Origin of the sequence: Gluconobacter morbifer G707, assembly GCF_000234355.1 — a bacterium.
GTDB classification, from domain to species: domain Bacteria; phylum Pseudomonadota; class Alphaproteobacteria; order Acetobacterales; family Acetobacteraceae; genus Gluconobacter; species Gluconobacter morbifer.
In genome coordinates this window covers 278,561-291,259 of sequence record NZ_AGQV01000005.1, presented here as the reverse complement: position 1 = coordinate 291,259, position 12,699 = coordinate 278,561, and the positions used below count along the sequence as shown (strand labels likewise).

General features: G+C 60.8%; 13 protein-coding genes and 2 pseudogenes. 6 read left to right on the top strand and 9 right to left on the bottom strand.

Annotated features, from left to right (window positions below; genetic code table 11):
* The 3 genes and pseudogenes from GMO_RS14415 to GMO_RS08855 all read left to right on the top strand — a co-directional run.
* Positions 1-230, top strand: a pseudogene (locus GMO_RS14415) (ABC transporter substrate-binding protein); the annotation flags it as partial.
* The gene (locus GMO_RS08860; RefSeq protein WP_008852034.1) at positions 227-1,213 is read left to right on the top strand and encodes a FecCD family ABC transporter permease; all 987 of its coding nucleotides are present in this window, start codon (positions 227-229) and stop codon (positions 1,211-1,213) included. The pseudogene GMO_RS14415 and the gene GMO_RS08860, both read left to right, overlap by 4 nt.
* Positions 1,210-1,965, top strand: a complete 756-nt coding sequence (locus GMO_RS08855; protein ID WP_008852033.1) for an ABC transporter ATP-binding protein — start codon at positions 1,210-1,212, stop codon at positions 1,963-1,965. Before GMO_RS08860 ends, GMO_RS08855 begins: the two co-directional genes overlap by 4 nt.
* Here GMO_RS08855 and GMO_RS08850 read toward each other — a convergent pair.
* Complete coding sequence (locus GMO_RS08850; protein ID WP_008852032.1) at positions 1,926-2,912, bottom strand: bile acid:sodium symporter family protein; 987 nt, start codon at positions 2,910-2,912, stop codon at positions 1,926-1,928. The two genes, GMO_RS08855 and GMO_RS08850, sit on opposite strands and share 40 nt — an antisense overlap.
* Before the next feature lie 113 nt (positions 2,913-3,025).
* On the opposite strand from GMO_RS08850, the gene GMO_RS08845 reads away from it, so the two are divergent.
* Positions 3,026-4,954: a glycoside hydrolase family 32 protein gene (locus GMO_RS08845; RefSeq protein WP_083813646.1), complete on the top strand. Its 1,929-nt coding sequence runs from the start codon at positions 3,026-3,028 to the stop codon at positions 4,952-4,954.
* A gap of 70 nt (positions 4,955-5,024) precedes the next feature.
* On the opposite strand, the gene GMO_RS08840 is transcribed toward GMO_RS08845, so the two are convergent.
* The 8 genes and pseudogenes from GMO_RS08840 to pqqA form a co-directional block, all read right to left on the bottom strand.
* Positions 5,025-5,252, bottom strand: coding sequence for a hypothetical protein (locus tag GMO_RS08840; protein WP_139064418.1), 228 nt, complete (start codon positions 5,250-5,252; stop codon positions 5,025-5,027).
* A 228-nt stretch (positions 5,253-5,480) separates the two neighbouring features.
* A complete protein-coding gene (locus GMO_RS08835) occupies positions 5,481-5,936 on the bottom strand; it encodes a hypothetical protein (protein ID WP_040508761.1) in 456 nt (151 codons plus the stop codon).
* A gap of 191 nt (positions 5,937-6,127) precedes the next feature.
* Positions 6,128-7,284: pseudogene (locus GMO_RS08830) on the bottom strand (pyridoxal phosphate-dependent aminotransferase).
* 25 nt (positions 7,285-7,309) lie between these two features.
* Complete coding sequence (gene pqqE / locus GMO_RS08825) at positions 7,310-8,377, bottom strand: pyrroloquinoline quinone biosynthesis protein PqqE (protein ID WP_040508759.1); 1,068 nt, start codon at positions 8,375-8,377, stop codon at positions 7,310-7,312.
* Entirely contained in the window at positions 8,374-8,664 is a 291-nt protein-coding gene (pqqD, locus tag GMO_RS08820) for a pyrroloquinoline quinone biosynthesis peptide chaperone PqqD (protein WP_008852025.1), read from the bottom strand. The genes pqqE and pqqD overlap by 4 nt, the downstream gene beginning before the upstream one ends.
* Positions 8,661-9,401, bottom strand: a complete 741-nt coding sequence (gene pqqC / locus GMO_RS08815; RefSeq protein ID WP_008852024.1) for a pyrroloquinoline-quinone synthase PqqC — start codon at positions 9,399-9,401, stop codon at positions 8,661-8,663. The genes pqqD and pqqC overlap by 4 nt, the downstream gene beginning before the upstream one ends.
* Positions 9,398-10,312, bottom strand: a complete 915-nt coding sequence (gene pqqB / locus GMO_RS08810) for a pyrroloquinoline quinone biosynthesis protein PqqB (RefSeq protein WP_008852023.1) — start codon at positions 10,310-10,312, stop codon at positions 9,398-9,400. The genes pqqC and pqqB overlap by 4 nt, the downstream gene beginning before the upstream one ends.
* 96 nt (positions 10,313-10,408) lie before the next feature.
* Positions 10,409-10,489 carry a pyrroloquinoline quinone precursor peptide PqqA gene (gene pqqA, locus GMO_RS13915; RefSeq protein ID WP_010502998.1) on the bottom strand — a complete coding sequence of 27 codons (81 nt, stop codon included), beginning with the start codon at positions 10,487-10,489 and terminating at the stop codon, positions 10,409-10,411.
* 170 nt (positions 10,490-10,659) lie between these two features.
* Here pqqA and GMO_RS08805 point away from each other — a divergent pair, with 170 nt between their 5' ends.
* Together GMO_RS08805 and gmk are read left to right on the top strand one after the other, a co-directional pair.
* Positions 10,660-11,907 (top strand): AI-2E family transporter, encoded by a 1,248-nt coding sequence (locus tag GMO_RS08805; RefSeq protein WP_008852022.1) that lies wholly within the window; start codon positions 10,660-10,662, stop codon positions 11,905-11,907.
* Between the two features lie 140 nt (positions 11,908-12,047).
* On the top strand, positions 12,048-12,674 hold the full coding sequence (gene gmk, locus GMO_RS08800) for a guanylate kinase (protein ID WP_008852021.1): 627 nt from the start codon (positions 12,048-12,050) through the stop codon (positions 12,672-12,674).
* Positions 12,675-12,699: the final 25 nt, after the last annotated feature.

Genomic DNA, 12,699 nt, shown 5'->3' with positions numbered 1-12,699 from the left:
TCGAACAGCTTGTCGCCCGCTCTCCGGATCTTGTCGTCACGGCCCTGATTTCCGAAGGGCCGTCTTTGGCGGAAACCATCGTGCGCCATCCCGCTCTTGCAGGCCGTTTTTCCGGACCGCACACCCTGTCCCTGCCGGGGCGCCTGACGCTGTGCGGCCTGCCCGAGACGCTGGATGCGCTGGCGGCTCTCGTCACGGCCCATGACACCCTGACCGGAGCGGCCCCATGAAGCGTTACGATCTCCTGCTGGCCGGCCTGTCCCTGACCGTGATCGTGCTGTTCGTCAGCTCTCTTGCATTCGGTGTGGCCGGGATCGGGCTTCTGGACGGTGTATGGGATCTGGCGCAGGGGAAACCCTCCATTGCGGCGACCGTGATCGGACATATCCGCCTGCCACGCGCCATTCTTGCCGTTCTCATCGGAGGGACACTCGGTCTGTCCGGGGCGGCGATGCAGGGACTGCTGCGTAACCCGCTGGCCGATCCGGGGGTCCTGGGCATTTCTGGCTGTGGTGCGCTTGGCGCGGTGCTGGTGTTCTATACGGGACTGGCCACGCTCTGGCCGGTCGCGCTGCCATTATCCGCTCTGGCGGGGGCCGGATGCGCAACCCTGCTGCTGCTCTCCCTGACGCGGGGCGGAACACTGGTTCTCATTCTTGCGGGAGCGGCGCTGGGCTCCATGAGCGCTTCCCTTCTGGCCCTGACGCTCAACCTCGTGCCAAGCCCGTATGCCTCCTACGAGATCATGCACTGGCTGATGGGTTCCCTGTCCCGGGCGAGCCTGCATGATGTCATTCTCGCCGCGCCGGGAATGGCCGCGGGTACCGCTCTTCTGCTGGGAACAGGGCGGGCGCTGGACGCGCTGACTCTGGGCGAGGACGTGGCCCAGACGCTGGGCTTCCCCCTGCGTTCTATCCAGTGGCGCGTGGTGGCCGGAACTGCGCTGGCCGTCGGAAGCGGTGTGGCGGTGGCGGGCGGGATCGGCTTCGTGGGGCTGGTGATGCCTCATCTTTTCCGTCCTCTGGTCGGCGGACGGCCGTCCCGGCTTCTCCTACCCTCCATGCTGGGTGGCTCGGCGCTTCTTCTGGCGGCTGACCTGTTCGTCCGCGCGCCGCTGAGCGGGTCGGAGCTCCAGCTTGGTGTCGTGACCTCCCTGATCGGGACGCCGGTCTTTTTCTGGCAGGTCTGGCGTCTGAGAGGGCAGTCGGCATGAATATCAGGGTAGATGGGCTGGAACTGCGTTTTCAGGATCGTGTCCTGCTGGACGGGGTCACGCTCAAGGCCTGCCGGGGAGAGGTTCTGGGGCTGATCGGTCCGAATGGTGCGGGCAAGACAACGCTCCTGCGGACCATGGCCGGATTGCAGACGCCCACCGCCGGCACCGTGCTGCTGGATCATCGTCCGCTGGGCGATCTCCCCGTGGAGGAGCGCGGACGTCTGCTGGCCTATCTTCCGCAGGATGCCCCGGCCCCGACGGACATGACTGTCCGGGAAGTGGTGGCGCTGGGCCGCCTGCCGCACAGGCGGTTTTCCTCGGCCTCGGAAGACGGCGCCGCTATCCAAAAGGCAATCGCCGCTGTGGAAATGGAGGCCTTTGCGGAGCGCTCGGCCCGGCAACTGTCAGGCGGGGAGCGGTCCCGTGTGCTTCTGGCGCGCGCCCTGGCCGTACAGGCTCCGGTGCTGCTGGTGGATGAGCCGGTTGCCGCCCTCGACCCGGCACAGGCCCTGGCCGTCATGATGCTGCTCAGGCGCCTGGCGGAAGAGGGGCGGGCTGTCGTGGTCGTCCTGCACGATCTGATGCTGGCCGCCCGTTTCTGCTCACGTCTGGCCGTTCTGCGACAGGGGCGGCTGGACAGCGCCGGAACGCCGGGAAACGTCCTGACGGACAGGATGTTCGCGGACGTCTATGGCGTTTCCGTCCGGCGTTATGGCGATGTGCTGCTGCCCTGGTCGCGCCTGCCGTAACGGCGTGCCAGCAGGGTGCAGGTGAAGAGCTGGATCTGATGATAGATCATCAGGGGCAGGACGATGATCCCCACCGACGCTGCCGGGAAAATCACGCTCGCCATGGGCACGCCGGAGGCGAGCGATTTCTTGGACCCGCAGAACTGGAGCGCGATCTTGTTTTCCGTCGTCTGGTGCAGGCCGTCTCCGATCAGATGCGACAGGATCAGCACAATGGCCAGCAGCCCCGTATCCAGCAGGGCCACTTCTCCCAGATGCAGCGGTGAAACGCGATGCCAGATCCCCTCCACCACGGCGGAGCTGAAGGCCGTATAGACCACCACCACGATTGACCCGCGGTCCGTGAAGGAAATCAGGATCTTGTGTCTGCGCACGATCGGGCCAACCCACCGTTGCAGCGCCTGACCTAGCGCGAAAGGCAGGAGAAGTTCCTTGCTGACGTCAATGACCGATTCAAGCGGGGAATGACCCGCACCGACATGCCCCAGCACGACACCCGTCAGCAGTGGCGTCAGCGCAATTCCCGCGATGTTGGACACCGTGGCGGCGCAGATCGCGGCCGGGACGTTGCCTTTTGCAATCGATGTCAGGGCGATGGAGGACTGGACCGTCGAAGGCAGGCAGCACAGGAACAGAATGCCGGACCACAGGTCCTCGCCAAACAGCGCATCCGGGAAAACGGTGCGGAACAGCAGATGCAGCCCGATCCCGAGCAGTGGAAACAACGCGAATGTGCAGAACAGGACGCTGCCCTGGAGTTTCCAGTCCCGGACGCTGTCAATGATGGCATGGCGTTCGAGCTTGGCGCCCTGAAAGAAGAACATCAGGGTAATGAGGATGGTGACGACATCCTGGAGGATGCCCTGCATCACGCCGCGGCAGGGCAGGAAAGAAGCCAGAACGATCGCGCAGATCAGGGACAGGAGAAAGGGGTCGAGACGCTTCATGAGCGCACTATTCCCGGATTCCGGAAAGACACGCAATGTCTGTGCGGCAGGGAGACGGACAACGGGATCACCTTCCGGGTTTGGAAAAAATCACACTCATGTATGCTGCCTTCATGACGGATCAGAAAAACACATTCCTGCTGGGGCGCCGCCAAGCCCTGCAATCCCTTATCGTCGCAGGAGCCGCCAGCGGAGGTGTTCCTTTGGCAGGAGCAGCCGAAAAGTCGACACCCGCCATGGATAATCCTCATAAGAACCAGCCGAATGTCGGCCATATCGAACCCGCCGATCAGCCCGGCGGAAACAGCAAGCCCGTTATCAGGACGCAGAGTGACTATTTCTATCGTCCTTCCATTCATTTCTCGCCGCTCTCGGGGTTCATGAACGATCCGAACGGCCTGATCTTCGATGGCGAATACTACCACCTTTACTACCAGTATAATCCGACGTCCCCTTATGCCGGACGTGTCCACTGGGGACATGCCATCAGCCGCGATCTCTATACATGGCAGGATCTCCCCATTGCGATCGACCAGACCCCGGCAGGGGAAGCCTATACGGGCTGTGTCGTTCTGGATCGTGACAACATGTCAGGGCTCTTTCCGCCTTCAGCCCCTGACGAAAAACCGGCCGCGGTGGCTCCGGAAGACAAAAGCGCCACACAGGCGGCCGTGGATGCCCTGACGCCCTCGCTGGGCCAGCATGCGACGGACGTGCCCCGCGCGCCGGACAGCATTCCGTCCTCCGGGTCGCAGGCCGGAACATCTTTCGGCCCTTTCTATGCACCGGCTCCTCCAGACGTCCCGACAGCGAATGCCGTTTCGCATCTTCCTCCCATGGCGGGCGGTTTCGTGGCGATCTATACCCGCGCCACACCACAGCGACAGACGCAGTATGTCGCCTGGAGTCCGGATGGCGGCCGCCATTTCATTGATTATGCCCATAACCCGGTTCTGGACATTGGCCTGAATTCCTTTCGGGATCCCAAGGTGTTCTGGCATACGCCGAGCGGGAAATGGATCATGGTCGTGGCCCGCGCCCGGGAACACAAGATTGCGTTCTATGGCTCCATCGATCTGCGGCACTGGATGCATCTGAGCAGTTTCGGTCCGTCAGGTCTGTTCGGCGTGGATTATGAATGTCCGAACCTGATCGAACTGGATATTGAAGGCCCGGAGCGGGGAAAGCGCTGGGTGCTGTTCGTGTCCGTCAATCCTGGCGGTCCGCAGGGTGGGAGCGTCACACAGTACTTCGTGGGTGATTTCGATGGAGAGCGCTTCATCCCCGACAATACTGTTATTGGTCTGACCGACTTTGCAAAGGACAGCTATGCGATGCAGGTCTATGACAACATGCCCAGGGACGAGACAGCCTATTTCGCCTGGCTTGGAAACTGGCAGTATTGCGAGGAAGTCCCCAACCGGAGCTGGCGTGGCGTCATGACGTTGCCCCGGACGCTCAGTCTGCGGCGCGATGACATGAACTGGCTGCGTCTGGTCCAGCGCCCCCGCGGGCTGGCTGCGCTGCGCGGGGAAGCCATTCCCTTCAAGGTCGACCGGATTGCGGCGCAAAGCGGCGTTCAGACCGTCATTCCGAACGGGACAGCCCTTGAACTCTCCCTCACCGTAACGGTGGATGAACGCAAGGACCCTCAGCCCGATGGAGACCATGGCCGCGCCGGGCGCTTCATGATTGTTTTTTCCAACAGCCAGGGCGAAACCCTCTCCATAGGGTTCGATGCGTTTTCCAGCCAGATCTGGCTGGATCGCGGAAATCTGCGCGGATTTTCCCAGCCCTTTTTTACGGAGCGTTTTTCCACGCCTCTGATCGCGGGCAGCCGGCGCTTTTCGCTTCAGCTGGTGCTGGATGCCTGTGCGCTCGAAATCTTCGTCAATGACGGGCTGTCTGTCGGGACGGCGCTCGTCTTCCCGGCCAACCCGCTGGATATGCTGAGCCTTCAGGCTACGAATGTCGGGGCTTCCATCGAAAACCTGGCGCTTTATCCCCTACGCAAAACCATGGATCGCATGACATCTCCCTGAGGCTTTCGGCAGGCGTTTTGCAGGCGCGTTATCCGGTGACAGAGGAGCGTTCTTTGGGCATTAAAGATATTCAGGGCATCTGCGTCTGGTGTGTTCTGAGAAAATCGAGGATTTTCCCGTTGATATCCGTCAGTGCGCTCTGGAGGTCATCGGAGGGCTCGCTTGCATAGAGCGCTCTGACAAGAGCTTCATCGTAAAGCGAAAACGTCATGCTGCCGGGCACGGCCTGTCCGTCATGGACATAATCAGTGATGATGCTGCCCTGTCCGGAATATTTTTTCAGTTCCGGATTCACCATGATGACCATCGCGAGATAGGGAAAAAGCGAATCCCATGATGTGCCTTCTATCCGTCTGGTATCAACGATGATGACGGATTGCGTGAGCGCCGTCTTTGTTTCTCCGCCGAGAGCGGATGCATCCTGATGAACATCTGCGAAATATGTTCCTAGAGAGGCCAGGGTGATGAACTCTGGTGGCAGATCCGCAGCGTTTCTCCGGCTCGATGCGGAGAACCATCGGACGGGTCAGGGTTTTTTCAGATTGCTGATGAGTGCGTCGGAAGGTGGGATGAAATTGTCCCTGAACCGTTCATCGGCATCAATGCCCTGGCTGAGATGTGGTTCGCGTTTCAGTATCCTGGACATCAGGGTGTCAGAATCCGGTGTGACGAAAATATAGGTGTTGGCCAGGATGCAGCGTTTTCTGAAATCGATGTTGAAATACGTAAAGGCCGCAAAAAGATAGCTTTGCAATTTCTGCTTTTCGGCCTCGGGCAGTCCCATGATGTCAACGCAGACCGGGTTCATCCATCGGGCGATATGGTTGTCGTTGTTAAACGAAAATGTGGAGGCTGGCCTGATCAGTTGCTGCGTCAGTTGCTGGATTTCATGCTCATTCACACCCCGGACGACCAGGTTGTCATCGGCTCTTGCTGAGGCGAAGACAATGAAAGCGACCAGAAAACAGAATATTGGTTTCATGTATTTCCCAGTCAGGGCAGGAACGACATTTCCCTGCACTCTGACATATTACGCAATTGTTTTAATAAAAAACGGCCCAGGATTTCCAAGGCCGTTCTGATTGAGATGCTCTTCTGGAAAGAACATATAAAGATCCGAAATCGAAACGTAGTCAGTGAACGATACGATTTAAAAAAAATTGACTTATGTTTTTAATACGCAACTAATTTATTCTCGTTTCTTTTCCGGAACCATGGAATCATGCGTCTGATTGCGTCTTCGACCAAGGGTGTGGAAACTGCGAAGCTGAAACGCATGAAATGCCGCCCATTCACCGGATCGAAATCGATTCCTGGCGCCGTGGCCACGCCCGTATCGAGCAGAAGCTGTCTGCAGAACGAGAGGCTGTCATCCGTCAGATGGCTGATATCGGCGTAGATGTAGAATGCGCCATCGGGAGGGGCGATATGGTTCAGTCCCAGTTCCGGAAGGGCGGCCAGAAGCAGATCCCGGTTGCGCCGATAGGTTTCGACATGGCCGTCCAGTTCTGTCTTGCAGTCAAGGGCCACCAGTCCGGCATGCTGGCTCAGTGCGGGAGGCGTCAGGAAAAGATTGCCCATCCGTGCCCGCGCTACGTCAATCAGGTCAGACGGGACAATCAGCCAGCCCAGACGCCAGGGTGCCATGCTGAAATATTTGGAGAAGCTGTTTACTACCAGCGCGGAGGAATCATAATCCAGAACGCTGTGTGTGTGGCGTCTGCATAAGACAGGCCGTGATAGATTTCGTCGGAAATAACCCGGATTCCCCGCGCCTGACAGACATCCATGATGGCCTGTAGCTCCGGAGCGGACAGGATCGTGCCGGTCGGGTTGGCGGGGCTGGCGATGATGAGGCCGTCCGGTGCGGGATCAAGGGCCGCGACAGCCTCCGCCGTCAGCTGGAAGCGTTCGGCTTCGCCGCACGGTATTTCCAGCGGCACCATGTGCAGTGTCCGGAGAGAATTACGATACGCCACATAGCCCGGCCGCGCCAGAGCCACCCGGGCGCCGGGCGTGAAACAGCTCAGCAGCGCCAGAATCAGTGCCAGAGACGCGCCATTCGTCAGAATGACCTGATCGGGGCTGATCCTGACGCCATAGGTTTCCAGATAATGCCGGGCAATCCGTTCTTTCAGGGGCTGGCTTTCCCAGTATCCCATCGGGTCCGTGTCCAGCACGTGGTGGGCGCGTTCCAGGGCTGCTTTCGGGGCGCCGGTGGAGGGCTGGCCGAATTCCATGTGAATGATGCTGCGCCCTTCCGCCGCCAGCCTGTGAGACAGGGCGCTGATGGAAATGGCATGGAACGGATCAATATCCGGAACAGTCATGAAAAGGTCTCACGGCAGGAAAAGGTCAGAACCGACGATAGACCAGTTCCGCCGTTTCCGCCTGCCTGACAGCCTCTTCCACCTTCTCGTGGAAGGGCGAACGGGAACAGACCGGATCGGTATTGGCGGCATTCCCCGTCAGGGCCAGCGCCTGACACCGGCATCCGCCCCAGTCGATTTCCTTGCGGTCACAGGAGCGGCAGGGCTCCGGCATCCAGTCCGTCCCGCGGAACATGTTGAACAGGCGGGAGTCATTCCAGATTTCCGCAAGGGACTCCTCGCGCGCATTCGGGAACGTTACGTCCGGAATGATTTCCGCCGCATGGCAGGGCAGCACCCGCCCGGACGGGGAAACATTCACGAAGCGCTGGCCCCAGCCGCCCATGCAGGGTTTCGGGCGGTCGGCGTGATAATCCGGAGTGACGTAATCCACCGCCAGACCACCTTTCGCGCGCTCGGCTTCCACCGCACGGGTGGCGTCCTCAAGCTGTTCCCGGCTGGGCAGCAGGGCGTCCCGGTTGACGAGACCCCAGCCATAATACTGCGTATGGGCGATTTCGACGCGGCTTGCACCCAGTTCCCGCGCCAGGGCGAACATCTGCGGGATGCGCGCCACGTTTTCACGATGCACCACGAAATTGAAGGTCAGTGGAATTCCGGAAGCCTGAATGAGGCGCGCGGCCTTCAGCTTCCGTTCCTGCGCGCCTTTCAGGCCGCCGATCCGTTCCGCTCCCTCTTCCGTGACGTCCTGAAACGAAAGCTGGATATGGTCTAGGCCCGCCTTGTCCAGCGCTTCCAGTTTCGCTTCGTCCAGCAGGACGCCCGAGGTGATGAGGTTGGAATAAAGGTTCAGACTGCGGGCCAGAGCCACAAGCTCCACCAGATCCGGCCGGGACATGGGCTCCCCACCCGAGAAATGAACCTGAAGCACGCCCATTTCCGCCGCCTGTTCCAGCACGGAACGCCATCCCGCCGTGTCCAGCTCCGCCGCCTTGCGCTCCAGTTCCAGTGGATTGGAGCAGTATGGACAGGAGAGCGGACAACGATGGGTCAGTTCCGCCAGAAGGCTCATCGGGGGGGAGGGAAGTGTCATGCGCGCAGGACGCCCTTTGCCGTCAGATCCGAAAGAAGCGCGAGGACATCGGAGGCGATGATCTCACGCGGGGCGGAAAACCGTCTGGCCAGTTCATCGATGAGACTGCCGACCGAACGTTCCCCGTCCACGAGACGCAGAATATGGGGCGCGGTCCCTTCCGTCACGAAAGCCTTTTCCGGCGCCTGAATGAGCCACACGTCCCGCACCCGGTCATGCTGGAGGCGGTAACCGCGCGCAAAGGCGAGGACGGAGCTTTCCGTCACGAAAACGGGTGCGTCACTCATGCCGGTGCCTTCATGCCTTCTGGAACAAAGGCGCCGGGTGGGATGTGGCCGTCCACATAGGCGTAATCAAGGGCGTCCAGCATCGTCCACAGAACGGCGCATTTGAACTCCAGCGCGCCGAGCACTTCTTTCTGCTGTTCGGGTGTGCGGGCGTTCTCGCGGACATAGGCCAGCGCGAAGTCGGAGTCCCGCGGGGCCTGTGTCAGGCGCGGCGTGAAATAGGCCAGCGTCTTCTCCGAGATGAAATCGTAATGCCGCAGCATTCCCGACACGCGCTCGCTGATGATCGTGGGGGAGAAGAGTTCGGTCAGGGAAGAGGCGATGGCCGCGAGAATCGACCGGTCCCGCACGAAATTCACATAGGCATCAACGGAAAAGCGCGTAGCGGGCAGCAGGCCGTCCAGACTTTCCACGTAGTCACGGTCCAGCCCCAGTCCGTCCGTCAGGACCAGCCAGCGGGCGACGCCGCCTGTCCCGGGCTCCGTGCCGTCATGGTCCTCGATGCGGCGGCGCCATTCGCGGCGCAGCTCGGGCGTGGGCAGGCGGGCGAGGAGGGTGGCATCCTTCGCGGGGATGCGCGCCTGGTAATAATAGCGGTTCAGCGCCCAGGCCTGCACCTGTTCGCGGCTGAGTTTTCCGTCATGCAGCTTGCGATGGAACGGATGGCGGTTGTGATAGCGTTCCGCCCCGATCTGGCGGAGGCGGGCTTCGAGCTGGTCAGGTGTCAGCAGTGTCATGGTGTTCCCAGTCTGAAAGTCATGCCGTCTTCTCCCACGGTCCATCCGCCCCGCTCGGTTTCCCGGCGCTCCGGACTGTCTTCCATCAGGATCGGGTTGGAGTTGTTGATGTGAATCAGGATCTTGCGGGGTTTTGAACAGGAGGCGAAAGCCTCCATGGGGCCGCCGGCGTCATTGACGGAAACATGACCCATCCGCTGTCCGGTCTTCTGCCCCAGCCCGGCGCGGATCATTTCATCATCCCGCCAGAGTGTTCCATCGAAGAACAGCAGGTCTGCCTTCTCGGCGCGCGCCACCAGTTCCGGAGTGATGTGTGCGCATCCGGGCACGAACAGCACTGTCTGATGGCCATCGGTGATGGACAGGCCCAGGGTCTCATCGGGTTTCGATCCTCCGGCTTCCGCGTAGAGCGGCGCTTTTCCGGGGACGGCGAAAGGCGTCAGCAGCAGCCCGGAGGGTGTGCCGTCCCTGAGCAGCAGGGAGGTGGCTTCGTTCAGGATCAGCGGCACGCGCGGTACGATGGCCGGATCGAGTGCGCCGAAGATCGGATTGGCTGCGAGCTGTTCAAGTGTGGAATCGCTGGCCATCAGCGTGAAGGGTTCGCGCTCCCGCAGTGTCAGCAGCCCTGTTACGGCGTCGATTTCGCCGTTGCTGAGGATGACGCCTTGGATGGGTGTGCCCCGCAGGCTGCCGTGATGATGGAGGGCGGGTGTATCGATGATCTGCTGCCGCAGATCGGGGGAGGCGTTGAGGATGAACCAGTGTTCCCCATCCGCACTGACGGCGAGGGACGCCTGTGTGCGGGGCTTTGCGCCCTGCCGCGTGCGGGCGGCGACGCATCCGGGGGCGGCGGAATTCCACTGCGGGAATCCACCCCCGGCTCCTGCGCCGAGCACGATCACATCAATCATGTTTTCGAAATACCGTCTTTATCTTGGTCCCGGGTGAAAACAGAAACGGCCGCTCCGAGTGGGAGCGGCCGCATATTTCCCCGCACGGGAAAATTCTTACTTCTTTTCGCCGCAGACGTAAGAGTTGATCTCTGCACCCAGCGGGATTTCAGTGACTTTTGGCGTGTTCCAGGCCATGACGGATCTCCTAATCTAGGTTCGCCAGCAGGGATGCCCCGCTGATCCTGTTCAGCATTTAGTGACCTACGGCTACTGGAGTTCAAGAGGGTTTTTGGGCAGAACACGGAACTGTGTCCACCGCCGGGCCTTCGGGTCTGTCCATTCCCTTCTCGTTTCAGGCATGTCCAATGTCCGGCCGCATGACCGATTCTTCCCCAGATTCCAGCTCTTCCGGGCATGGCGACCGTGCCTGGGCCTATGGCAGCGATGAAGATCTTCCGGACCCGACGCTGGACCGGAACATGCTGCGCCAGCATCTGAACATCCGGGACATGTGCGTCCTGATTCTCACGATTCTGGCGGTCTTCTATTCCCTTTACTTCACGGCGCCGATCCTCCTGCCTTTCGTGTTCGCGCTGATCGTCAATCTGCTGATGATCACGCCGATGCGCTTCCTGACCCAGACGCTCCGCTTCCCGCGGCATCTTGCCGCCCTGCTGCTGATTGTCGTGATGTTCGGAATGGTCGGGGGAATCGCCACCACCATTTCCGTGCCGGCCGCGGGGTGGATCTCCCGTGCACCACAGGCCCTGCCGGCCCTTCAGCACAAGCTGGCCCTTCTGCAGGACCCGATCCAGGCTGCGCAGCGTGACTACGCGCGTCTTTCAGCCATGTTCAGCGGATCGCGCCCTGCGATCGGCAGCCGGTATTCCCGGCCGGTTTCCGGTTCGGACGATACACTCAGCCGCCTCGGATCATCCGTGCTGGCAGGCACGCGGGAAGTGGCCGGTGGATTCTTCTCGATGCTGCTGATGCTGTTCTTTCTGATGACGGAAGGCGACACGCTGCTGAGGCGCATCGTGGAAATCATGCCGACCTTCACCAAGAAGCGCCGCCTCGTGCAGATGACGGCTCAGATCGAGCGGAATGTTTCCCTCTACCTGGTGACCATCACCCTGATGAATCTGCTCGTAGGGCTGGCGAACATGATCCAGTGCTGGGCGACCGGAATGCCCAATCCGCTGCTCTGGGGGGTTCTGGCGTTTTTGCTGAACTACATTCCCATCATCGGTCCCCTGACAGGTGTGGTGGTCTATTTCATCGTCGGGCTTTTCAGTTTTTCTTCCCTGTTCTATGCGCTGCTGCCTCCGGCGATCTATCTGCTGATCCACATCCTGGAAGGCGAGACCATCACGCCCATGCTGCTGGCCCGTCATTTCACGCTCAATCCCGTCTTCGTCATGGGATCGCTGCTGTTCTGGGACTGGATGTGGGGCATTCCCGGTGCCTTTCTGTCGGTCCCGATGCTCGCCGTTTTCAAGATTGTCTGTGACCATATCGAGATGCTGGCGCCACTGGGCCATATTCTTGGTGGCCCCCAGCGGCGCTCCCCCCTGAGCAGTGCCCTTGCGGCCCAGCTCCAGTCCGAACCGTAAGAAACATCAGCGATCTGGGCGGTTCCGGGATGAAGCTTTCCTGACAGCGGGAAGGAAAATCTGGCCAGATGGAGGGGTTTCAGGCTAGAGGCAGCGGCAGAAAACGTCCTGTCCCACGCATCCAGACCAAGGAGATTTCCATGACCCCCCAGTCCCGCCGCGGTGTCTGTCTGGTGATCTCGGCGCCTTCAGGGGCAGGAAAATCGACGATCGCCAATGCCCTTCGGGCTTCCGAGCCCTCCCTGCGGCATTCGGTTTCCGTCACGACCCGCTCTCCGCGGCCGGGAGAGGTCGAAGGGATGCATTACCATTTCCGGGATATGGAAACGTTCCGCCGCATGGCGGCTGACGGTGAGCTTCTGGAATGGGCAGAGGTATTCGGTCGTGGTTACGGAACTCCGCGCGCACCCGTCGAGGAGGCACTGAACGCCGGGTATGACATGGTGTTCGACATCGACTGGCAGGGCCATCGCCTGCTGCGTGCCGCCCTGCCGGATGATGTGGTGAGCCTGTTCGTTCTTCCTCCTTCGCTGGAGGAGCTGGAGCGGCGTCTCAACAAGCGTGCCTCGGATGACCCGGCGGAAATTGCCAAGCGCATGAAGGCCGCGCTGGACGAGATTTCCCACTGGGCCGAGTTTGATCACACGATCATCAATTCGGATCTCGACACCGCCATCTCGCAGGCCCGTTCCATCCTGACGGCGGCGCGCCTCGTCACGCGGCGCCAGCGGAACCTTCTCGACATGGTCGCCAGTTTCAACCGCTGACAGTCACGCCGTTGCGTAATGAAGG